The 20,770-nt window shown below is 40.7% G+C and carries 24 protein-coding genes and 2 riboswitches; of the genes, 11 read left to right on the top strand and 13 right to left on the bottom strand.

The features are described from left to right. Positions 1 to 220 precede the first annotated feature (220 nt). From glnL to IEV36_RS01025, 5 genes are all read left to right on the top strand, one after another. Complete coding sequence (gene glnL, locus IEV36_RS01045) at positions 221 to 1,330, top strand: nitrogen regulation protein NR(II) (RefSeq protein ID WP_004771998.1); 1,110 nt, start codon at positions 221 to 223, stop codon at positions 1,328 to 1,330. After that, complete coding sequence (gene glnG, locus IEV36_RS01040; protein WP_004771997.1) at positions 1,317 to 2,810, top strand: nitrogen regulation protein NR(I); 1,494 nt, start codon at positions 1,317 to 1,319, stop codon at positions 2,808 to 2,810. Before glnL ends, glnG begins: the two co-directional genes overlap by 14 nt. A 138-nt stretch (positions 2,811 to 2,948) precedes the next feature. Then, on the top strand, positions 2,949 to 3,590 hold the full coding sequence (locus IEV36_RS01035; RefSeq protein WP_004771996.1) for a TetR/AcrR family transcriptional regulator: 642 nt from the start codon (positions 2,949 to 2,951) through the stop codon (positions 3,588 to 3,590). Between the two features lie 112 nt (positions 3,591 to 3,702). Then, positions 3,703 to 4,623, top strand: a complete 921-nt coding sequence (gene argF / locus IEV36_RS01030) for an ornithine carbamoyltransferase (RefSeq protein ID WP_005257326.1) — start codon at positions 3,703 to 3,705, stop codon at positions 4,621 to 4,623. 145 nt (positions 4,624 to 4,768) lie between these two features. Beyond that, a complete protein-coding gene (locus tag IEV36_RS01025; RefSeq protein WP_004771994.1) occupies positions 4,769 to 5,293 on the top strand; it encodes a protein tyrosine phosphatase family protein in 525 nt (174 codons plus the stop codon). Between the two features lie 59 nt (positions 5,294 to 5,352). Here the strand turns inward: IEV36_RS01025 and IEV36_RS01020 are convergent, their stop codons facing one another. Both IEV36_RS01020 and ispF read right to left on the bottom strand, forming a co-directional pair. Continuing rightward, the gene (locus tag IEV36_RS01020) at positions 5,353 to 5,781 is read right to left on the bottom strand and encodes a hypothetical protein (RefSeq protein ID WP_005257325.1); all 429 of its coding nucleotides are present in this window, start codon (positions 5,779 to 5,781) and stop codon (positions 5,353 to 5,355) included. A 92-nt stretch (positions 5,782 to 5,873) separates the two neighbouring features. Further along, on the bottom strand, positions 5,874 to 6,365 hold the full coding sequence (gene ispF, locus IEV36_RS01015; RefSeq protein WP_005257324.1) for a 2-C-methyl-D-erythritol 2,4-cyclodiphosphate synthase: 492 nt from the start codon (positions 6,363 to 6,365) through the stop codon (positions 5,874 to 5,876). A 98-nt stretch (positions 6,366 to 6,463) separates the two neighbouring features. On the opposite strand from ispF, the gene IEV36_RS01010 reads away from it, so the two are divergent. Beyond that, positions 6,464 to 7,111 (top strand): A1S_1983 family putative colistin resistance protein, encoded by a 648-nt coding sequence (locus IEV36_RS01010; RefSeq protein WP_005257323.1) that lies wholly within the window; start codon positions 6,464 to 6,466, stop codon positions 7,109 to 7,111. Positions 7,112 to 7,157: 46 nt separating this feature from the next. On the opposite strand, the gene IEV36_RS01005 is transcribed toward IEV36_RS01010, so the two are convergent. From IEV36_RS01005 to IEV36_RS00990, 4 genes are all read right to left on the bottom strand, one after another. Then, complete coding sequence (locus tag IEV36_RS01005) at positions 7,158 to 8,402, bottom strand: D-amino acid dehydrogenase (protein ID WP_005257322.1); 1,245 nt, start codon at positions 8,400 to 8,402, stop codon at positions 7,158 to 7,160. 36 nt (positions 8,403 to 8,438) lie between these two features. Further along, positions 8,439 to 8,580, bottom strand: a riboswitch (glycine riboswitch). A 1-nt stretch (position 8,581) separates the two neighbouring features. After that, positions 8,582 to 8,671: riboswitch (glycine riboswitch) on the bottom strand. Positions 8,672 to 8,808: 137 nt separating this feature from the next. After that, the gene (locus tag IEV36_RS01000) at positions 8,809 to 9,300 is read right to left on the bottom strand and encodes a hypothetical protein (RefSeq protein WP_005257321.1); all 492 of its coding nucleotides are present in this window, start codon (positions 9,298 to 9,300) and stop codon (positions 8,809 to 8,811) included. Positions 9,301 to 9,419: 119 nt separating this feature from the next. Continuing rightward, complete coding sequence (gene fumC / locus IEV36_RS00995) at positions 9,420 to 10,814, bottom strand: class II fumarate hydratase (RefSeq protein WP_005257320.1); 1,395 nt, start codon at positions 10,812 to 10,814, stop codon at positions 9,420 to 9,422. Between the two features lie 115 nt (positions 10,815 to 10,929). Beyond that, positions 10,930 to 11,937: an NAD-dependent epimerase/dehydratase family protein gene (locus IEV36_RS00990; protein ID WP_005257319.1), complete on the bottom strand. Its 1,008-nt coding sequence runs from the start codon at positions 11,935 to 11,937 to the stop codon at positions 10,930 to 10,932. Positions 11,938 to 12,001: 64 nt separating this feature from the next. Between IEV36_RS00990 and tusD the strand changes: the two genes are divergently transcribed. From tusD to IEV36_RS00970, 4 genes are read left to right on the top strand one after another with little or no spacing between them, the layout of a single operon-like run. Continuing rightward, positions 12,002 to 12,370 (top strand): sulfurtransferase complex subunit TusD, encoded by a 369-nt coding sequence (gene tusD / locus IEV36_RS00985; protein WP_005257318.1) that lies wholly within the window; start codon positions 12,002 to 12,004, stop codon positions 12,368 to 12,370. A gap of 43 nt (positions 12,371 to 12,413) precedes the next feature. After that, entirely contained in the window at positions 12,414 to 12,764 is a 351-nt protein-coding gene (locus IEV36_RS00980) for a hypothetical protein (protein ID WP_005257317.1), read from the top strand. 11 nt (positions 12,765 to 12,775) lie between these two features. After that, entirely contained in the window at positions 12,776 to 13,060 is a 285-nt protein-coding gene (locus tag IEV36_RS00975; protein WP_005257316.1) for a hypothetical protein, read from the top strand. Positions 13,061 to 13,100: 40 nt separating this feature from the next. Then, a complete protein-coding gene (locus IEV36_RS00970) occupies positions 13,101 to 13,412 on the top strand; it encodes a TusE/DsrC/DsvC family sulfur relay protein (protein ID WP_005257314.1) in 312 nt (103 codons plus the stop codon). A 4-nt stretch (positions 13,413 to 13,416) separates the two neighbouring features. Here IEV36_RS00970 and IEV36_RS00965 read toward each other — a convergent pair whose 3' ends face one another. Then, a complete protein-coding gene (locus IEV36_RS00965) occupies positions 13,417 to 14,280 on the bottom strand; it encodes a DMT family transporter (RefSeq protein WP_005257313.1) in 864 nt (287 codons plus the stop codon). Positions 14,281 to 14,402: 122 nt separating this feature from the next. Here IEV36_RS00965 and IEV36_RS00960 point away from each other — a divergent pair, with 122 nt between their 5' ends. After that, complete coding sequence (locus tag IEV36_RS00960) at positions 14,403 to 15,800, top strand: aminotransferase-like domain-containing protein (RefSeq protein WP_005257312.1); 1,398 nt, start codon at positions 14,403 to 14,405, stop codon at positions 15,798 to 15,800. Positions 15,801 to 15,878: 78 nt separating this feature from the next. Here the strand turns inward: IEV36_RS00960 and IEV36_RS00955 are convergent, their stop codons facing one another. The 6 genes from IEV36_RS00955 to moaA all read right to left on the bottom strand — a co-directional run bounded on the left by IEV36_RS00955 (position 15,879) and on the right by moaA (position 20,631). After that, positions 15,879 to 16,361 (bottom strand): winged helix-turn-helix transcriptional regulator, encoded by a 483-nt coding sequence (locus IEV36_RS00955; protein ID WP_004771974.1) that lies wholly within the window; start codon positions 16,359 to 16,361, stop codon positions 15,879 to 15,881. A 269-nt stretch (positions 16,362 to 16,630) separates the two neighbouring features. After that, positions 16,631 to 17,860 (bottom strand): molybdopterin molybdotransferase MoeA, encoded by a 1,230-nt coding sequence (locus IEV36_RS00950; protein ID WP_005257311.1) that lies wholly within the window; start codon positions 17,858 to 17,860, stop codon positions 16,631 to 16,633. Continuing rightward, positions 17,860 to 18,783: a bifunctional molybdenum cofactor biosynthesis protein MoaC/MoaB gene (moaCB, locus tag IEV36_RS00945; RefSeq protein ID WP_005257310.1), complete on the bottom strand. Its 924-nt coding sequence runs from the start codon at positions 18,781 to 18,783 to the stop codon at positions 17,860 to 17,862. Before moaCB ends, IEV36_RS00950 begins: the two co-directional genes overlap by 1 nt. A gap of 17 nt (positions 18,784 to 18,800) precedes the next feature. Continuing rightward, a complete protein-coding gene (locus tag IEV36_RS00940) occupies positions 18,801 to 19,316 on the bottom strand; it encodes a molybdenum cofactor biosynthesis protein MoaE (RefSeq protein WP_005257309.1) in 516 nt (171 codons plus the stop codon). A 2-nt stretch (positions 19,317 to 19,318) separates the two neighbouring features. Further along, positions 19,319 to 19,570 carry a MoaD/ThiS family protein gene (locus IEV36_RS00935; protein WP_004771968.1) on the bottom strand — a complete coding sequence of 84 codons (252 nt, stop codon included), beginning with the start codon at positions 19,568 to 19,570 and terminating at the stop codon, positions 19,319 to 19,321. A gap of 23 nt (positions 19,571 to 19,593) precedes the next feature. After that, on the bottom strand, positions 19,594 to 20,631 hold the full coding sequence (gene moaA, locus IEV36_RS00930) for a GTP 3',8-cyclase MoaA (protein ID WP_373869377.1): 1,038 nt from the start codon (positions 20,629 to 20,631) through the stop codon (positions 19,594 to 19,596). Positions 20,632 to 20,770: the final 139 nt, after the last annotated feature.

Raw genomic sequence — 20,770 nt, 5'->3', positions numbered from 1 at the left:
ATAAAATCCACAAGCGCACTATTTTGGAACATAATAATTTATTGAAATCACTGCATGTATGTGAAAAATACTGCATAAATCCCTTTTTTTAAAATTAAGTTGTTGAAATTTCATTAATACAAAGTTGGCTTGTATTTTGCATAAAATACATTTTAGAAGTTAATGGCTATTCATTAAAATTTATATTTATTGCGCCATTTTAAAACAGGATGATTCACAAATGGATCAACAGAACATTATCGACTATCGACTCTTAGTAGATAATTTGAGCACTGCCATTTTACTGGTCGATAGTCAGCTTAATATTTTTTATTTAAATTCTGCTTGTGAAGCATTATTTGATATCAGTTTGCTGCGTGCATCGGGTCAGCCTGTTCTTAACTTGTTACATGCACACGACGACACATTCAACACACATGAAGCTTTATTAAACACTTTGGAAAGTGGACAACACTACACCCGTCGCGAAGCGGTCATTAATGTTAACTTTAAAGCGATTCATGTTGACTATACCGCATCTCAACTGAATGCGGGCAAAAGCTATCACCCTCTTTTATTGATTGAACTCAACCCGATTGACCGTATGTTGAAAATTTCGAAAGAAGAAAATCTGGTTCAACAGCATCAAGTGGCTCGTCAGTTAGTGCGTGGTGTGGCACATGAAATTAAAAACCCGTTAGCAGGTATCCGTGGTGCGACGCAATTACTGGCACGTAGTTTAAATGATGATCGCTATGGTGAATTTACCGACATTATTATTAGTGAAGTCGATCGTTTGACCAATCTGGCGGATACGATGCTCGGCTCACGTCAATTACCGAGCTATGAACATGTCAATGTACATGAGCCACTGGAACGTGTTCGCTCGTTAATTGCCAACCAGACAAAAAAGAAAATTAAGATTACCCGCGATTATGATCTTTCCTTACCTGATGTCATGGCAGACCGTGATCAACTGATTCAGGTCATGCTCAACATCAGTGTCAATGCTGTGCAAGCCATGACCGAAAATAAAGACTTTTTTACCGACTCAGAACCAGAGCTGGTGTTGAGAACCCGCATCCAGCGTCTAGTCACGATTAACGGCGTTCTCAATCGTTCAACCGTGCGTATTGATATTGAAGACAATGGCCCCGGAGTTCCTGAAAGTATTCTGGAATCTGTTTTCTATCCTTTAGTCACAGGACGTGCCAAAGGTACAGGACTGGGACTCAGTATTGCTCAAAATATTATGCATCAACATAACGGAATGATTGAATGTCAATCAGTTCCAGGAAAAACCGTATTTAGCTTATATCTACCTTGGGAGTTAAACCATGTCACGAAATAAAATTTGGGTAATAGATGACGATCGTGCCATGCGTTGGGTACTGGAAAAAACCTTTAAAGAAGAAGGTTTCGATGTCACCAACTTTGAAGAAGCCCAAACTGCGCTTGAACGCTTACATGAGGATGCACCAGATGTCATTCTGACGGACATTCGTATGCCCGGGATTGATGGCTTAACTTTCCTTTCTAAAGTGAAGAATACTCATCCTGACTTACCTGTCATTATTATGACCGCACACTCTGATTTAGAGTCTGCTGTCTCAAGTTATCAAACAGGTGCATTTGAATATTTACCGAAGCCTTTTGATATTGATGAAGCATTAGCGCTGGTTAATCGTGCAATTTTGCATATTAATAAGTTACAGCAACAAGAAGCCACCAAAGCGGCTTCTCCATTACAGTCGACTGAAATCATCGGTGAATCGCCTGCCATGCAGGAAGTTTTCCGTGCTATCGGTCGCTTGTCACAATCACATATTACCGTATTGATTAATGGTGAATCGGGTACAGGTAAAGAGTTAGTTGCTCACGCCTTACATAAGCACTCACCTCGACGCGCCAAACCATTTATTGCGCTAAATATGGCAGCAATTCCAAAAGACCTGATCGAAACCGAATTATTTGGTCATGAAAAAGGTGCATTTACAGGCGCCAATACGCAACATCAAGGTCGTTTTGAACAAGCCAATGGCGGTACTTTATTCCTTGATGAAATCGGTGATATGCCCTTTGAAACCCAAACACGTTTACTTCGTGTTTTGGCCGATGGTGAATTCTACCGTGTTGGCGGACATATCCCTGTTAAGGTGGATGTACGTATCGTTGCAGCAACCCATCAAGATCTAGAGAAACTGGTAAATGAAGGCCGCTTCCGTGAAGACCTTTATCATCGTTTGAATGTGATTCGAATTCACATTCCAAAACTGTCTCACCGTAGCGAAGACATCCCAATGCTGGCACAGCATTTCTTGGCACGTGCAGGTAAAGAGCTTGGTGTCAGTCCAAAAATCTTACGTACTGAAACCACTGATTATATGCAGCAACTCCCTTGGCCCGGAAATGTTCGTCAATTAGAGAATACTTGTCGTTGGTTAACAGTGATGATCACGGGACGTGAGGTTTATCCTGAAGACCTACCTGCTGAACTGAAACAAGCCTCTGTCCAAAAGACAAGTGATAGTCAAGCAGCATCAAATACCAGTCCTGCTTTAGTTGAACGTATCGCAGTTCATCATTGGGATGAGTTATTAGGTCAATGGGCAATCCAGAAACTTAAAAATGGCGAAATGAAGATTCTTGATATCGCCACTCCAATGTTTGAACGTACGCTGATTAATGCAGCCCTACAACAAACGCGCGGCCGTAAACGTCATGCAGCTGAACTTTTAGGCTGGGGCCGTAATACCCTGACTCGGAAATTGAAAGAACTGGGTATGGACTCAACAGATGACGATGAAGAGGAAGAAAGCCGCTCTGCTTAAATAACACCAAAAAGCGAGTCGAAATGACTCGCTTTTTTAACATTTTGAGATCTTTTGAAACATAGCTAAATTTCATAGTCATACAATAGATATGGTTTTTGTTATACTAGTAGCACCCCAACATCCCAAAAGTAAATAATGACCGATCTTTGTTATCCAAGCTGTAGTAAACCGCAAACCCGTCGAGGACATGAACGTCGCCTTGCCCTATTATTGTGCGCAACCGATTTATTTCTTGAGAAAGGTTATGAAGCGGTTTCTCTGGATGATATTGTCAATCATGCGGGTGGCTCAAAAACCTCTATTTATAAATATTTTGGCAATAAAGAAGGTCTGTTTACCGCGATTTGTGATTATCGTCGGGAAGTTTTCTTTCAAGGAGTATGTTTGCCTTATGTTCCAGAAAAAACTGATTTAAGAGCCTACCTGACCCAGACACTGCATCGTTTTTATCAGCATATTATTCAGCCTGAAAATATTGCTTTTATGCGCATGTTTACTGAACAATCACAAAAAGATATCCAGCTCGCTCATTATTTCTATAATCAATGCGCTCTCAATATTCAAAACACCATTGCCTATGCACTAGAGCATGCACATAACAACAATGAAATTTTCTGTGCTCAACCTAAATTTTCTGCAATGATGTATTTTGGTACGCTAAGAGATGTCGAATGGCGCAATCTCATGGGGCTTGATGTGCCAGAAAACGATATCGAAATCATTGATTATATTAACTATTCTGTAGACTTGTTTTTAAAGGCTCATCAAAAGGTCTAATTCTTTTGCATTTTCTTGAACCTATAGTATAGTAGTCAATTCTTTTTTATCCACCACTCGTCAAACAACAATTAATTATTGATTTTTCTCAATAATTATTGTGGGAGTAGCTATGGCGCTTCGGCATTTCCTAACTTTACGTGACCTATCCACACTAGAACTGCAACGCATTTTAGATCGTGCACAAGAACTCAAACGCATGCAACATAGTCATACGGTGTACCAACCGTTTGCAGGTAAAGTTTTAGGAATGATTTTCGAGAAATCGAGTACACGTACACGTATTTCTTTTGAAGCGGGTATTTGCCAATTCGGTGGTAGCGCGATCTTCCTTTCTCCACGTGATACACAATTAGGACGTGGTGAGCCAATTGAAGACTCAGCTCGTGTTATTTCAAGTATGCTGGATATCGTGATGATCCGTACTTTCGGACATGACATCGTCGAACGTTTTGCATCATATTCAAAAGTTCCAGTCATCAACGGTCTGACCGATGATCACCACCCTTGCCAGCTACTCGCTGACTTACAAACTTTTCAGGAACACCGCGGTAGCATCGAAGGCAAAACGGTTGCATGGATTGGTGATGGCAACAATATGTGTAACTCATATATTGAAGCTGCACATATGATGGGCTTTAAACTTAAAATTGCTTCACCTGAAGGCTATGAACCAAAACCTGAATTTTTAGCTGAATTTGCAGATTGTGCAGAAGTATTCAATAAAGCAGAAGATGCCGCTGTCAATGCCGACCTGATCGTCACAGATGTATGGGCAAGCATGGGACAGGAAGAAGAACAGAAGTTACGCGAGAAAGCTTTCTCAGATTTCCAAGTTAATGAAAAACTCATGGACTTAGCGCATCCTGATTGCCTCTTCATGCACTGCTTACCAGCACACCGTGGTGAAGAAATTTCAGAAAACATGCTTGACCATAAAAATGCTGTGGTTTGGGATGAAGCTGAAAATCGCCTGCATGCTCAGAAAGCATTGATGGAATTCTTACTCAATGAGAATCTTAAGAAAGATTAAGTGATAAAAAAACAGCATCTTTTGATGCTGTTTTTATTTGTGCGCTTTAAATTGAACACTGAAATAAAAACACTTATAGTAAGCTAAGCCCTTTAGAATAAGTTTCTCATCATATGAGAACCTCACTCAACACACAGCGGACGTTATGACTTCACTCGAACAAGCATTATCTCAAATACCAAGTTTTTCTTTGGTGCATGAGCATCTGTTTAGCTCAGCTCAACCAACAGCCGAGCAATTACAACAGATTAAGGAATATGGTTGCAGTACGGTCATTAACCTTGCGACCAGCAAATCAGAACGCTATTTAGCGAATCAGGATCAAATCTGTCTGGATTTAGGTCTAAACTATATTCACATTCCAATTGACTGGGACGTACCTTGCTCTGAGCAATGTTTATTAATTCTGGACTTAATTGACCATTTGGTTCAAAACGAGATCGTTTGGCTGCATTGCACTGAAAATACACGTGTCAGTAGCTTAATGTACTTATATCGTCAGTTTTATCTCAATATGGATCTACCGACTGCACAAGAATTACTACATCAGATCTGGGAACCGAATGAAACATGGACAGGTTTAATTCATAGTATTACTCTACAGCTACAAGGCCGTAAAGCAACACAAGAATTAGAGCAGTCACTCATCAATACCAATCATTTTGCTTGATAGAAATTATATAAACACGCATCAAGATTTAGATGTGTGTTTATATAAGATGTTAGTTACTAATTATCAACTTTAATTAGTTGTAATGCATTATTCATAGAACCAGATGATCTAATTCTAAATTTGGTAGAGCCATTAGGAACTAAATTTAACTCTTCTGTTACTCTTGCATATGGACAAAAGCCAGATGGCGAAAATTCGACTTCAATCGATGTAGATTGAGGCTTAACATAGATCATCGCCTGTTGATTTGATTTAATCGTTAGAATTTTTTTGTTATCAATAGATACAATAAAATTGCAAGCACTACCCCAAACACCCTTATCTCTTAATATCACTATACTTGCATTTCGCTCATCTGTTTTTGACTGATACTCTGGTTTAAAAAACTTATTAATTTGTACTGTTGAAGCTTTCTCTATAGTCGTTGCTGTAGTACAACCAGTAATAGAAACGATACAAACTAAACCCAGAATTAAATTTTTCATTTTTCCCTCTTTTACCACTTTTTACATCTAAAAAATTACTTTTAAAACTTGAAAAATTCATCTTATATCAAATGAAAATTACTAATTTCACATTATTTTGCTTGATGTGAAACCAATACGGTTGCGGTTGCCAGAATCCCTTCCTGACGACCTGTAAAACCAAGCTTCTCTGTCGTTGTGGCTTTAATGCTAATTTGAGTCACATCCACATCTAATACATCCGCAATACTTTGACGCATTTCCAAATTATGCTTTGCCAGTTTTGGACGTTCGCACGCGACCGTAATATCTGCGTTATTCAGATGATAACCACGATCTAAAATCAACTGATATACATGTTTTAGCAACAAACGACTGTCTGCACCTTTATATTCTGGATCTGTATCTGGAAAATGCTGTCCAATATCACCCAATGCTAAAGCACCCAGTAATGCATCACTCAGCGCATGCAGAACCACATCTCCATCCGAATGTGCTTTTAGACCATGCGTATGCGGAATTTTGACACCTGCTAAAGTAACAAAGTCACCTTCTTCAAATGCATGCACATCAATCCCTTGTCCAATACGAATTTGAGCAACCATATGATTTTCCTTTTACAATATACCGAACTAATCTTGTATTCAGGCTTTCTATTTCGCTATAGTACGTTGAGCAAATTAGACTGAAAGTATAAGTGATTATGCTGTTTAACACTGTAAGAAATCAATTAAAGAAATCTGGTTATATCATCACATTGGGTTGTTTTTGCTCAACATTTGCCTATGCGGAATCTATTGACTGCAACAGCTCTGCTTTGGAAGCACAAAAAATATGCACCAAGCAATATAAAGAACAGCGTCAAAAGCTAAATAGCAAGTTTTTAACAGCATATCTGGTAACGGATGCGCCTTTGCAATTGTTACATGATACGCAGACACAGTGGCTCAACCAGATAGACCAATGTAAAACCAAAACCTGTTTTCAGCAGCAATTTGAAGCACGTCTGGATGACCTGAACTTTTACACGTCAATGAATCAGACCTTGACTCAACATTATCTAAAATATGAACAGGGCAAAATCGCATCTCAACCTGTTCATCTACAAATTCATCAGCTCGATAAAGACAAGTTAAAAATTGAAGGGATCGCTTACCGCAATCCTAACAATCGTCTAGAAACTCAAACCATGTCATTGCTTGCTTACAGTACCCCTGAGCAAAAAAATCAGATCATTGATAATGAAAAAAAGTGCCAATATCAGTTTGATTTTCAGAAAGCACTTTTGATTGTCAAATCAGAGCAGAAAGGTTGTGAGCGTTTTACAGGGATTTATCGCCTGTACGATTAAGTCTTCGGTGGAATAAAGCCGATGTTATAACATCGGCTTTTGAGTTTCAGCTTGGGAATTTTTGCGCAATTTCCTGACTAATCAACACTGCCGTTGCAGCCGATAACGTCCAGCCTAGATGCCCATGCCCCGTATTATAAAAGACTCGTGGTTGCTTACCTTGTTTTACCACAGGCAGCATATTCGGCATCATTGGACGTAATCCTGCCCACGGCACCACATGTTCAGTCGAAATATCAAAATTCTGGTTGACCCAGTTAATTAACGGTTGAATCCGGTCAGCACGAATATCCCGATTATAACCATTAAACTCAGCCGTTCCCGCAATCCGTAAACGATCTGCACCTAGACGAGAGGTTACAATTTTTGCACTCTCATCCAGCAAACTGACCCACGGCGCATTATTTACACTACGCTCATCTTTAAGCTGGACAGTGATCGAATAACCTTTGACTGGATAGACATTGACACTGTCCCCCAACATATCAGCCAATTGATAACTGCCGACTCCACCACAAACCAGCACCACATCTGCAATAATTTCCGTAATGCCGTCCGCAGTTGGGTTCACATTTTCCGAGCTATTTTTGCAATGAACAATTGCTTTGTCTTGATTGAACTGAACATCAACCACATCCAGACCAAAACAATATTTTGCCCCATATTGCTGAGTTCTTTCTGCTAACCCCACAGAATATTTATGGATATCTCCCGTTGCATCCCCAGCAGTGTAATAACCACCAAAATATTCGCCTGTTAAGGTCGGTTCAATTGCTTTCATTTCCTCAGGCGTAATTGCATTCCGCTCAAGTTTGCCTTCTACCAATACATCATTGACCTTCTTGGCAATCTCATAGTCTTCTCTGGTGTGATACATATGCAAAATGCCACGTTTTTCCAAATCAAAAGAAAGACTTTCTTTTTCAGCAACTTCAAATAGACGTTGTCGGGCCAACAATGCCAAACGCACAGTTTCAATAGTATTGACTTTATAATTTTTAATATGCGTTAAAAATTCAATTAACCAGCGATATTTATGCGCACTAAAGGATGGGTTGAGCAGCAATGGTGCATCTTTCTTACTCATCCACTTAATGCCTTTCAGCACCGTGGCTTTCTGGTTCCAAACTTCTGCATTACAGGCAGACAATTGTCCACCATTGGCAAACGAAGTCTCCATTGCAGGAAAAAGATGACGATCGATCACCGTCACCTCATAGCCCAGTTTAATTAATTCATAAGCAGACGTTACACCCGTAATCCCCGCACCAATTACAACAACATGTGGCATAGCAAACTCCTTGAAATGCATAACATTTCATAATGCTTAGCCCCATCTGTCATGGTACCTGAGAGTTTCGGCAGATGATTACCAATTAATCATTAAGCCTTCCCCTTCGGTGAGTGTTTATCGTAGAAGAAAAAAGTCCTGTGTTCCTACAAATTGAGCACTGCTCTCCAGATTTTATGTCTATTATTACAGTCCTTCTGCCTGAGAGTTTCCGGGGTCGTTGCTCCTTCGGCGAGTTCATTGAAGAACTTCTCTCCCGCAATAATATTTATATCCTTATAAGCAATATATATGCCGTTCCAAAATACGCACACTAAAATCTTGTAAATGTTTGTAGATCAAGATTTATACGTATGTACTTATTTATCGAGCATAAAAAAGCAGACTCGATGTCTGCTTTTAAATCTTAGAATTTACATTGCAAAATTTGCTCGGAGAATTGACCTTTCCAAAGTTCACGCAATGTTGGTAAATAGAATTTTTCACCAATCATCACCAGTTCAGCATCAATCAAGGCATGAATCTCATGCGTTAACACATAGTCCAAGGCAATCAGGGATAATTGAGGTTGTGCCTGCGCAATCTGCTTACGCTTAACTTGTGCTTTTTTAACCAGCTCATTGGCAAAGTTCTTATCTTTATAAGTCGTAATCGCACTTAAACGAAGCTCGATCACGCCCCAACCTTCGAGTAACTTTTTAAATACTTCAAAATCTTTTGAGGTTGCTTCCCAAGTTACATTTTCCAGATTATTGTCTTCTGGCAATACAGGTAACAGTAAATCAGCCGTACTTGGAAAAATTTTCTTTAAATTCAACAGAAACTTAACAGGATTTTCATTGGGTAAATCAGAGAACTGAATATTGGTTTTAGTATCTGTTAAATAAATCGAGAGCATAATGAAGCAACAGTTTCGTCAATCAAAAGTATATTGTACGCAGTTCACTTTATAAAAACTACTCTCATAAAAAATCCTTCTATAAGCAGAAGGATTTTTATCTTGCTGATTAAATATTTTTATTTGCTATTTGGCGAAACCATATTTTCAGGTTTAACCACTTCATCAAATTGCTCTGCTGTCACCAAACCTAACTCCACAGCCACCTGTTTCAAGGTTTTATTTTCCTTGTAAGCTGTTTTCGCAACTTTGGCAGAGTTTTCATAGCCGATCACAGGATTCAGTGCTGTCACCAACATCAATGAATTATGTAAGAAGTGATCAATCTTGTCACGATTCGGTTCAATACCAACTGCACAATGGTCATTAAAGCTATTACATGCATCACCAAGCAACTGGATTGACTGCAACAAGTTATAAGCAATCACTGGCATAAACACATTCAGCTCAAAGTTCCCTGATGCACCCGCAACGTTAATCGTTGTGTCATTCCCTAAAACTTGAGCGACCACCATGGTCATCGCTTCACTCTGGGTTGGATTGACTTTACCTGGCATGATACTCGAACCAGGTTCATTCTCAGGAATACGGATTTCACCAAAACCACAGCGTGGCCCACTTGCCAACCAGCGAATATCATTGGCAATTTTATTTAAACTTGCAGCCAAGGTTTTCAAGGCACCCGATGCAAATACTGCTGCATCACGACCTGCCAAAGCTTCAAACTTATTTGGCGCAGTCACAAATGGCAGGCCAGTTAATTCAGCTAATTGCTCAGCCGCTTTCACCGCATAATCAGGATGAGCATTTAAGCCCGTTCCAACTGCTGTACCACCCAAAGGCAATTCGTACAGTCCAGCCAGAGCCTGTTGTAAACGTTTTAAACCATGTTCCAGTTGTGATACATAACCACTAAACTCTTGTCCCAGAGTTAAAGGCGTTGCATCTTGTAAATGAGTACGGCCAATTTTAACAATGTCATCAAATTCTTCTGATTTACGCTGTAAGGTATTTTTTAGCTTTTCAACAGCAGGAATGAGTAATTCATTAATTTGAAGGCTTGCAGCAACATGAATTGCAGTTGGGAACGAATCATTGGTTGATTGCGCGCGGTTAACGTGATCATTTGGATGCACAGGTTTTTGCGCGCCTAATATCTGACCTAGTTTCTGGTTGGCAATGTTTGCAATAACTTCATTACAGTTCATGTTACTTTGCGTACCAGAACCTGTTTGCCAAACCACCAAGGGAAATTGTGAATCCCATTGTCCAGCAATCACCTCTTCAGCAGCACCAACAATATATTGACTTAAATCTTCAGGAAGTTGTTTTAATTCAGCATTGGTGATCGCAGCAGCTTTTTTTACTAAGCCCATTGCACGAATCATCGGGCGTGGTAAACGCTCCTGACCAATTTTAAAGTTCTGTAAACTTCTTTGCGTTTGCGCACCCCACAAGGCTTCATTCGGAACCTCGATTTCACCCATGGTGTCGTGTTCAATTCGCATTTGCATAAACAACCTCTGCTCTATTTGGTTAAAATTTTCACGGGCTGAAGCAAGCTAATGCTTTGGCTGGTTGTGGTTATCCTAATCAAACCAGCCAAACATGTAAATAAGAATCATTATCTTAATTACCTTTTAAGGTATTTAGATAAAAACGCCATTCATCTTCAATCATTTGTGCTAAAGGCCGTTTCGGTGTCCAGTTTAAAATACGCTGTGCTTTATCTATATTTGCACCAAGCTGAGCTAATTCCTCATGTTGATAGATTGCAGGCTGAACGCGAACTTCGGCCTGCGTCACCTTTGAAATCTCATCCAATAAACTTTGAATAGAAGTCAGCTGCTGATGGGCAATATTAAATGACTCCAGACATCCAGATTGCGTTTTTAGCCAATTCAAGGTCATTAAGATGGCATCACAGGCATCCAGAACATGCAAGAAACTGCGCTCCACCGTACCATCTTTGGTCTGAGCCTGATTTTGCAATTCAATACAATCGCGTTGCATCGCTGCAACTTGCAATGCTAAAGGCACAATATTTTTAGGGAGCTGAGTAACATACTCGCCTAGAACGCCATGCTCGAATGCACCAACAATATTAGATAAACGTAGATTGACTATCTTCCACTCAGGATCAACTTTATAGGTATCGGCAATAATGTCTTCTACCATTTGCTGCGAGCGAATATAAGGATTAGCATAACCGTAGTTAAAGACCGTATCTTCAGAGAGTGCGGTATCCGACTTGCCATACACAGCCAGACTGGACAGGTTTAATAATTGTCTCACACCCATCCGTTGCATGGCACGTAACAAGCTCATAATGCTACTGACATTATCATTATAATATTCAAGCGGTTTTAAGGCCGATTCTTCAAGCGACTTAAAGCTTGCGGTATGAATAACGGTATCAATTGAATATTGTTCAAATACTTTATTTAAAGCAGGCGTATTACGTACATCCAGTTTTGCAAAAGGAATATACATGCCTGAAATATATTCCAAACGTTCCAAAGTTTGTAAAGTTGAGTTAGCCAGGTTATCAACAATGACAATCTCTTGCCCATGAGCCAATAAACTCAAAGCAATATGTGAACCGATAAAGCCTAAACCACCTGTCACCAAAATCATTGTATACTTACCTTCTTTTTAATCTGTCCATCATTTTGCCTACTATGACCATAGTGAATGTTCAATGAGTACACTACTGTTAATTACTTCCTCACCAACTTCTGTGATCGCATGGCATGCATTGGGTTTAGCGCAAGCATTACAAAATAAGCATGAAGAATTTCGTGTTTTCTTTTACCAAGACGCTGTTCATGTTGCGAACGATTTACAGTGGTTTCCTGATGATCAACGCAACCTGAAACAAGAATGGCAAAAGCTGGGCATTCGACTCCCTGTCTGTGTCAGTGCTGCCCTTGCTCGGGGAATCACTGATGCAAGCAATGCACAACGTCATTCGCTTCAACATCACAACTTGGCACAAGGTTTTGAGCTGGTTGGGCTTGGAGAGCTTGCTGATGCAGTGCAAAGCTGTTCTCGTTTAATTCAATTTTAATTTAAGTTCTTTAATAGAGTGTTGCTTTAAAAAGGTAAATTGTGTGAAATCTGTACTTGTCATCCTAACGCAGCCTAATTTAACGAATTTGCAGACCAATGAAAGTCTGTCTGCCACTATGGTTTTAGCAACCTTTGGTATTTCTGTCAAAGTATTATTAAGAGACGCAGCCTTGAGTTTATTGGACAATAAAATAGAATTCGACCAGCTAAAACATGCCTTTAAAATTGCAGCCAATATGGTGGACAGTTTTGAGTTCTATGATTTGACCCCAATCTTGGTTGAGACTAAAAATCAACAACTTAACATCATAAAGAATACCGATCAGGAAATTGAATTTATCGAGATTACCCCTGAACTCATCCGCTCATTTGATCATGTCTTGTATTGGTAAGGTATTTCACAATGAAAAATAGTGTTTTATTTTTAATCCAATCGCCTTATAGCAATCTCGATAAAATCTGGAAACAGTTGGCACAAATGGCACAATCTGATGATCATATCGTGCTTATGGGTGATGCGACGTTGTCTATTCCATCTTCAGTTTTTAGCCACTATCCTCATCTTTACTGCTTAGCGAATGAACAGGAGATGCTGAGTAAAGAAGATCAGGAACAGGTTAAATCCATTGATTACGCAGCATTTGCAGATTTAGTTTTACAATTTGAACGTTGTATCACGTTAAAATAATGCTTTGATTCGATTTATTTAAAATTTACTTAGGCTATTTATGCAATTAGAGTTAGATCAAGACGGTCATCTGGTCGATTACACCATCTGGAATCCTGAGGTTGCTCAAGAACTGGCGAAAACGCTGGACTTAGAACTTACCGATTGGCATTTTGATGTACTTCATGCAGTACGCCAGTTTTATCAGCAGTTTGGACATTCGCCTTCGACCCGTCCATTGATTAAGTTTTTAATGAAGACTGTCAGTCCTGAGATTAATAATGCCGAGTTACAGCAACGATTTAATACAGGTCTGGTCGCTCGTCATTTAAGTCGCTTAGCGGGCGTGCCCAAACCTGCAAACTGTTTATAAGAGTTCACGCAAATTTCTTTGCACACGCCACACATGCAATAACTGCAACCGTTACCGCAAACATTGCGATACTGACCTGTTCATGCAGAAGTACCGCTGCAATGATCAGTCCAAATATCGGTTGCAGGAGTTGTAATTGGCCTACAGTGGCTATTCCACCTTGGGCCAAGCCCTTGTACCAGAAAAAGAAACCGATCAGCATACTGAACAATGAAACATAAGCTAAACCCAGCTTGGCAGAAATCGAGATCTGGTCAAAGCTCACTGGCATATAGAGATAAGAAACCAGAAGCATAATCGGCAAGGTTAAAATCAGTGCCCAGCAAATCACTTGCCAACCACCCAAATGTTTCGAAAGCTGCCCACCTTCTGCGTAGCCAAAACCACAAAGCAATATCGCCAATAACATGAACAAGTCACCATAATTAAATGACCATGTACCTGTCTGGATCAACATAAAACCAAAAACCAGTGCACCACCTAAAATCGCAAATAACCAAAACACCAGATTAGGCCGTTCACCCCCTCGCAATACCCCAAAAATCGCAGTCGCCAATGGCAATAGCCCAACAAACACAATGGTATGTGCAGCACTCACATATTGAAGCGCCAAGGCAGTAAAAAGCGGAAATCCAATCACAACCCCGATGGCAACATAGAATAAGGACAACCAGTCTTTTTTCTGGGGTAACTTCTGACGTGATAATAAGACCAATGCCAAGCCTAAAAGCCCTGCTATTGCTGCTCTTGCTGCGGTTAAAAAAGTCGGACTAAAATCCATCACTGCAACACGGGTGGCTGGTAATGAACCCGCAAAAATAACCACGCCAATGAATCCATTTATCCAGCCACTGCTTAAAGACTTCATTTAAATTCTCCAGATCTATATGCAGAATTTAAACTGTGCTATGGTAAATGCACCATACACAATGCAGTACAATTTTAAATAACTGTACTGGTATAAAGCCCAATACAGTCAGGCATAAACACATGAAAAGTACAAAAATCGATTTTGTGATACAGCATATTCATGAACAGATTAAAAACCGCTCTTTAGTGCCTGGCTCTCGGCTTCCTTCGGTTCGTGCATTGGCTGGTCTTTTAAATCTGTCTATTTCCACTATTGTGGAGGCGTATGAACGTCTGGCAGCACAAGGCCTGATCGAGGCAAAAACAGGTTCAGGCTTCTTTGTCGCAGGCCCGATTGCGCCATTATCCATCTCGGAAATTCATCCTAAAATTGACCGCAATATTGATCCCCTCTGGATTTCGAGACAAGCACTGGAAGCAAAACAAGGGGTATTAAAACCTGGATGTGGCTGGTTACCAGATGACTGGATGCCTCATGAAAATATACGTAAAGCAATTCGCAAAGTCTCCAAAGCCAATTCAAGTATTCTCACCGATTATTCAACGCCGCTCGGTTTAGCGCCCTTACGTGAATTACTTTCTCGTAAAATCTTAGCAAAAGGCATTGAAGCAGTTCCGAATCAGATCTTATTGACGGATTCTGGAACCCAAGCCATTGATTTAATTTGCCGCTATTTTCTGAAACCAAATGATGTCGTGCTGGTCGATGATCCGTGTTATTTTAATTTTCACGCCTTACTCAAAGTTCACCAAATTCAAATTATTGGTGTGCCTTACACACAAAATGGGCCAGATATTGAGGCATTTGCGGAGGCGATTCACAAGCATAATCCCCGCTTATACATTACCAATTCAGGAATTCACAATCCGACTGGCGCAGTATTAACCGCATCCAAAGCCTATCAGGTATTAAAACTGGTTGAGCAGTCAAATCTGATTGTGATTGAAGATGATATTTTTGCAGATCTGGAGCTCCACACGGCGCCAAGACTTGCAGCACTGGATGGGCTGTCTCGCGTTATTCATATTGGCAGTTTCTCTAAAACCTTATCGGGTGCAGTCCGAACAGGTTATATTGCAACCAAACCAGAATGGATTGAGGATTTAACTGATATCAAAATTGCAACCAGTTTCGGTGGTAATAATCTTTCCTCGGAAATTTTATTTTCAGCCTTAACCGATGGCAGTTATCGTAAATATCTCGATGAACTCAAAATAGATCTGGCCCAAGCCATGGACGCCACGGTTAAAAAATTAGAAAAAATGGGGATTACACCGTGGGTGAAACCTCAGGCAGGTTTATTTTTATGGTGTGAGTTAGCAGAGCATTTTGATACGGCACGAATCGCTCAATATTGTCTGGAACAAGGCGTTATTCTGGCTCCCGGCAATGCCTTTAGCCAAAGTCAGAATTTTAAAAATTTTATTCGTTTTAATGTAGCGCAATGCCAAGATCCAAAAGTGTTCGAGGTGCTATCGCATGCAATTCAACAGGAAATAGCACATCAAAATCTTTAAAACCTAATAAGGAAATGATCATTTCATGGCCTTTTAGCCGATAAAATAATGCATGACTGGAATTTTACTCACTCCTCATCAAGCACTTTTTTGTTTTTGCTCGATAAACGCAAAATAACCGGGCCCCGCAGCAACACGTACATCTTTAACATGGATAGGTTCATTACAATCTGAGCAAATCACTTTAGGACTGATTTTCTTGCCACAGGTTTTATGTGTAAATTCGATTGGCTTGCCCAGTCCCATATCCATCCATTTATCCGCCCATTGCACCATCGCCAGAAGGATCGGATACAGATCTAAACCTTTTTCAGTCAATTGATACTCAAAACGTTCCTGACGGTCGACATAAGGCACTTTCATTAAAATCTCGTGCTCAACCAAACGCTTCAAGCGTTCTGAAAGGACATGACGGGTTAAGCCAAGACTACGTTGAAAGTCATCAAAACGGCGTACACCCATAAATGCGTTGCGTAAGATGAGCATTGTCCAACGATCACCTAATACTGAAAGCGTCCGAGCCACTGAACATGGCTGATCGCCAATTTCTTCCCATTTCATTATTATCACCTAATCATTTTTTTAAAGTTTTTGCAGACATGGAATCTATGTCTTGAACCGTCGAAATTTGCCAAGGGGGTCGCCATTGCCTGCATTTCATGCCTTGTTTAAGTCGTTTTAACCAATAACATAATGCATGGACGAAATGTCAACAGCCCCTAACCAAGCAATATAAAATATACACTAAACCACCTTGTCCATCAGATGCAATATTGGCACTTGGCTAAAAGTGACAAAATTCACAAATTTTACTCATTTCTGCTGAACCTTTAATTGCGAATGAATACACCGTTCACTTCCATTCCTGCTTCTGGCTGAATATGGGCAGGAATACGCACCAGACAGTTGGCTTGCATCAAATTACTCAACATATGCGATTGTTGCTTAGCAAGGCTTTTCAGCTTGAGCTGACCTTGTTCAAAATAGGCATGCATTCTTAAGAATCGTTCACGTGCATCGGACTTCAAATCATGGGTCAGTATTGCACTAAACCATTCCAAAGATTGAGTCTGGTTTTGTAAGGCATCGAATAGCGATTTACCATACATCTGCATACACACATAAACAGCTGCTGGATTGCCTGGCAAACCAAGTATATAACAGTGATGATTTTGCGCTGTATATTCGGCAAAAAATAAAGGTTTACCCGGTTTTTGTTTCACCTTCCAGAAAACCTGCTCAAAGCCTGCTTCAAAGGCACACGGTCGCACAAAATCATAATCGCCTACAGAAACACCGCCTGTGGTAATAATGACATCATAATGCTGTTTGAGCTGTTCGAAGCATTGTGTCACCTGTTCAGCCTCATCGGCAATATGGCGTATTTCTACCGCTAATCCATAATCTTGCAACCAAGCTTTTAACAGTGGGCCATTGGCATCAAACACTTTTCCAGCCTGTAAATCGTCAGGTGTTTCCGCAACTTCATCACCTGTAATCACGACGGCAACTTTAGGTTGTTTAAACACTTCAAGAGTTTTTACCCCAGCCATGCTCAGTGCTGCTAAAGCCCCAATATTAATGCGCTGCCCAAGCTCTGTCAGTTGCTGCCCACATTGAATTTCTTCACCTGTAAAGCGGATATCTGCCTGAGCCTTGATATGTTCAGTCAACCGAATCAGCTTATCGCTTTCAATATTTACGATTTCCTGTCGAGCGACATGAGTGGTTCCTTCAGGAATTTTCCCCCCAGTAAAAATACGAACGGCTTGTCCATCCCTAAGCTGTACATCAGACTCACTGCCCGCTTTAATTTCGCCAATCACCGAGAAAGTAGCATCTTGCAAGTTTTCATGAGCGCTATGGATTGCGTAGCCATCGACTGCACTTTGTGAGAAGCTCGGTAAATTCACCTGAGAAACGATAGCTTGGGCCAGATAGCGATTGAGACACTCGCCTAAGGGCAAGGTCTCGGTTGCTAAGGTTTTAGCTTGGCATTGGATCAGTGCAAATGCTTCATCAATACTGATCAATCCTTTTTCAGCACCACATCCTGACATTATTCGTAGCCCCCTGGATGAGGTAAGTCTCGACATACATCAAAAATATGCACCAACGCTGGTAAAATCGCTGCCATAGACTCACTGGCACCGCCACGGCTGCCTGGTAAAGTCACAACCAATGAACGATCAATAAATCCTGCAACACCACGTGACATTGCCGCATAAGGCGTCCGTTTCTGTCCAAATGAACGTGCCGCTTCCATCAGACCATCCAGCTTTCTTTCTAATAGCGGCTCAAGCGTATCCACTGTAATATCACGCTTGCCAATCCCTGTACCACCAACCGTCATGATGCAAGCATAAGATTTGGTTAACTCCAGAACCAGATCTTTTAATTGATCAGCTTCATCAGGCAGGATCTGATAATGAATCGGATCAAAGCCTGCTTCGGTCAAGGTCTCTACTACGGACTTTCCTGCAGTATCAGGTTTACGCCCCGCAGCCACGGTATCCGAAAGGACAATCACAGCTGCAGAAACAGGTTGGCGTAAAGTCCGTTTAAAGTGGGATTTACCACCTTTTTTCTTCAGCAATTTGCATTGATCCAGACACAACTCTTCCGGTTCACAATGCGGTTTCAGCATGTCATACAGCGTTAAGCCAGCCAGACTTGCAGCTGTCAAAGCCTCCATCTCGACACCTGTTGGCCCAATAGTTTCAACTGTGGTTAAGATCACCACATGATCATCTTGCAAGTCATACTCGACATCAGCACGATAAATCGGTAAAGGATGGCATAGTGGAATCAGTTCATCTGTGCGTTTTGCTGCCAGAATGCCTGCAATACGTGCAGTTTTTAAAGCATCGCCTTTTTCGGTATTTCCATCACGCAGTAACTGAATACAATGTGCGGGTGCGTGTAAAATTGCTTGTGCTTCTGCTACACGGTAACTTTCGGGTTTCATCCCAACATTTTTCATTTTAACTTCCTAACGCTTTATTCGTGTGTATGCGCATGTGTGCAATTTTCTGGATGATGAGCATGTTGATGCCGTTCAGTGTGAGACGTTGATTCAGCGGTATCTTTACGGATACAACAGCCTTCAACATAGTGACTGGTACCATCCATGAAAAATTCTTCTTTCCAGATCGGTACTTCATGTTTTACCCGCTCTACGGCTTCTTCGCAGGCTTGAAAAGCTTCACGGCGATGAGCAGCATAAGCAATGGCAATAATGGCAGTTTCACTGACTTCTAAATAACCAATACGATGCATGACCCGAACATAAGAAACTTGATACTTCTCTTTGACTTGCTGCTCGATTTCACGAATCATCTTTTCAGCAACTGGCGTATAGGAGGTATATTTCAATGCCTTGACTGCTTTACCTTCATGATGGTTACGCACGGTTCCAATAAAGATATCAACGCCACCACATTCAGGAAATACCTGTATTGAGTCGAAACTGTCGAGGCTTAAAGCCTGATCTTGAACTCTGGCAAATTCACGCATCTTTATCCCCCTGCCACTGGCGACAACAGTACTAAAGTACAAGATTGATCTAATTCCATTTGACGTGTCACAATATCTTCTCCTATTGCACAGGCACATTTTTCCATTGCCTGATGTGCTTCTGGATAAAGCGTTACAATATGGGTTAATACATCTTTAACACTTCGATTTTCTGCAAACTCAAATGCAAGGGCCTTTGGCAACAACCTTTCAATTGCGCCAAAAGCTTCAATTTTGATCTCAATGGTTTGCATATTTTCTCCAGATCACTTGCTCTTTAACCACCCAGCATGTGCATACTGATTTTACGGGCTTGTTGATGTTGTATCGCATGATAGCCTTTGGCTTTATGCCAGATATAAGGCTTCACCTGTTGGTCGAGTTGCAGCAATGCACGCTGTTTTGACTCATTATTTTGCTGAATTAAATCTTGTAAATAGGGCTTAATATTTAAGCCTTGTTGAGCAAATAGACAGTTATACAGTTCGCCCTGAGCCGTTAAACGGATTCGATCACAGTCCCCACAAAATGAATGGGTAATCGTCGAAATAATGCCAAGTGGATAATGTCCATCAAGCTGATAAATACGTGCAGGCTCATGCTGCTGTTGTAAGACTTGGACATCATAATGAGGCTGAAGCTGCTCTAAAATTGCTGCTTCACTCACCACAGCATCATTTGTCCAATGCTGATCTCCATCCAACGGCATAAATTCAATAAAGCGCAATGGAATGTTGTGTTGTTTTGCCCACTGTACCATCGGCAAAATCTGGTCATCATTATGACCTTTCATCAACACACAATTGAGTTTAAAGGGTAGCCCTGCCTTTTTTGCAGCCTCTATACCATTCAGTACGGGTGTAAGTTCTTTTTTGGTCAGTTGCTTAAACTGGGTCGGATTCAGGCTATCCAGACTAATATTGAGATCGTCTAAACCCGCCTGTTTCAATGCTTCGGCATATTTTGCCAAATAATGGGCATTGGTCGTGATCGAAATCCGTTTTAAGCCGAGTGCTCTTAACTGTTGTAAATCAGCAATAAAATGAACCACGCCCTGACGCATTAACGGTTCACCGCCCGTGATACGAATATTTTCGATTCCTTGTCCAACCATATATTGGCAAAAAGCAAATAAGGCTTCGAAACTGAGCAAATCCTGTTTCTTCATCCATTCAGGATGCTCAGGCATACAATAAATGCATTTGAAATTGCAGCGATCTGTCACGGAAATCCGTAACTTACGCTTAATACGACCATACTGATCCTGAAGAATCGGTAAAGTCGTTTCAAGTTTCTCATGCTTCATCATACGCACTCATTTGTAGATCTTTTTACTGGCTAAGCACAAGTTCTGTGCAAGCTTGTTCATGTATCAAACTAAAGTTTTTTATTACAGCAATAATTATTCCAATCACATCCTCTGTTCAGGCTTGCTGTTGCTTATTCAAACAAAT

This window comes from Acinetobacter vivianii (assembly GCF_014635885.1).
GTDB lineage: Bacteria > Pseudomonadota > Gammaproteobacteria > Pseudomonadales > Moraxellaceae > Acinetobacter > Acinetobacter vivianii.
Note: the sequence above shows the minus strand (reverse complement) of the source record. Positions and strands in the feature narration are given on the sequence as shown.

What these genes read in the sequence shown, in the direction of transcription:
- glnL (WP_004771998.1), top strand. Translation starts at nt 221, where the DNA reads ATGGATCAACAGAACATTATCGACTATCGACTCTTAGTAGATAATTTG.
- glnG (WP_004771997.1), top strand. Translation starts at nt 1,317, where the DNA reads ATGTCACGAAATAAAATTTGGGTAATAGATGACGATCGTGCCATGCGT.
- IEV36_RS01035 (WP_004771996.1), top strand. Translation starts at nt 2,949, where the DNA reads ATGACCGATCTTTGTTATCCAAGCTGTAGTAAACCGCAAACCCGTCGA.
- argF (WP_005257326.1), top strand. Translation starts at nt 3,703, where the DNA reads ATGGCGCTTCGGCATTTCCTAACTTTACGTGACCTATCCACACTAGAA.
- IEV36_RS01025 (WP_004771994.1), top strand. Translation starts at nt 4,769, where the DNA reads ATGACTTCACTCGAACAAGCATTATCTCAAATACCAAGTTTTTCTTTG.
- IEV36_RS01020 (WP_005257325.1), bottom strand. Translation starts at nt 5,781, where the DNA reads ATGAAAAATTTAATTCTGGGTTTAGTTTGTATCGTTTCTATTACTGGT.
- ispF (WP_005257324.1), bottom strand. Translation starts at nt 6,365, where the DNA reads ATGGTTGCTCAAATTCGTATTGGACAAGGGATTGATGTGCATGCATTT.
- IEV36_RS01010 (WP_005257323.1), top strand. Translation starts at nt 6,464, where the DNA reads ATGCTGTTTAACACTGTAAGAAATCAATTAAAGAAATCTGGTTATATC.
- IEV36_RS01005 (WP_005257322.1), bottom strand. Translation starts at nt 8,402, where the DNA reads ATGCCACATGTTGTTGTAATTGGTGCGGGGATTACGGGTGTAACGTCT.
- IEV36_RS01000 (WP_005257321.1), bottom strand. Translation starts at nt 9,300, where the DNA reads ATGCTCTCGATTTATTTAACAGATACTAAAACCAATATTCAGTTCTCT.
- fumC (WP_005257320.1), bottom strand. Translation starts at nt 10,814, where the DNA reads ATGCAAATGCGAATTGAACACGACACCATGGGTGAAATCGAGGTTCCG.
- IEV36_RS00990 (WP_005257319.1), bottom strand. Translation starts at nt 11,937, where the DNA reads ATGATTTTGGTGACAGGTGGTTTAGGCTTTATCGGTTCACATATTGCT.
- tusD (WP_005257318.1), top strand. Translation starts at nt 12,002, where the DNA reads ATGAGTACACTACTGTTAATTACTTCCTCACCAACTTCTGTGATCGCA.
- IEV36_RS00975 (WP_005257316.1), top strand. Translation starts at nt 12,776, where the DNA reads ATGAAAAATAGTGTTTTATTTTTAATCCAATCGCCTTATAGCAATCTC.
- IEV36_RS00970 (WP_005257314.1), top strand. Translation starts at nt 13,101, where the DNA reads ATGCAATTAGAGTTAGATCAAGACGGTCATCTGGTCGATTACACCATC.
- IEV36_RS00965 (WP_005257313.1), bottom strand. Translation starts at nt 14,280, where the DNA reads ATGAAGTCTTTAAGCAGTGGCTGGATAAATGGATTCATTGGCGTGGTT.
- IEV36_RS00960 (WP_005257312.1), top strand. Translation starts at nt 14,403, where the DNA reads ATGAAAAGTACAAAAATCGATTTTGTGATACAGCATATTCATGAACAG.
- IEV36_RS00955 (WP_004771974.1), bottom strand. Translation starts at nt 16,361, where the DNA reads ATGAAATGGGAAGAAATTGGCGATCAGCCATGTTCAGTGGCTCGGACG.
- IEV36_RS00950 (WP_005257311.1), bottom strand. Translation starts at nt 17,860, where the DNA reads ATGTCAGGATGTGGTGCTGAAAAAGGATTGATCAGTATTGATGAAGCA.
- moaCB (WP_005257310.1), bottom strand. Translation starts at nt 18,783, where the DNA reads ATGAAAAATGTTGGGATGAAACCCGAAAGTTACCGTGTAGCAGAAGCA.
- IEV36_RS00940 (WP_005257309.1), bottom strand. Translation starts at nt 19,316, where the DNA reads ATGCGTGAATTTGCCAGAGTTCAAGATCAGGCTTTAAGCCTCGACAGT.
- IEV36_RS00935 (WP_004771968.1), bottom strand. Translation starts at nt 19,570, where the DNA reads ATGCAAACCATTGAGATCAAAATTGAAGCTTTTGGCGCAATTGAAAGG.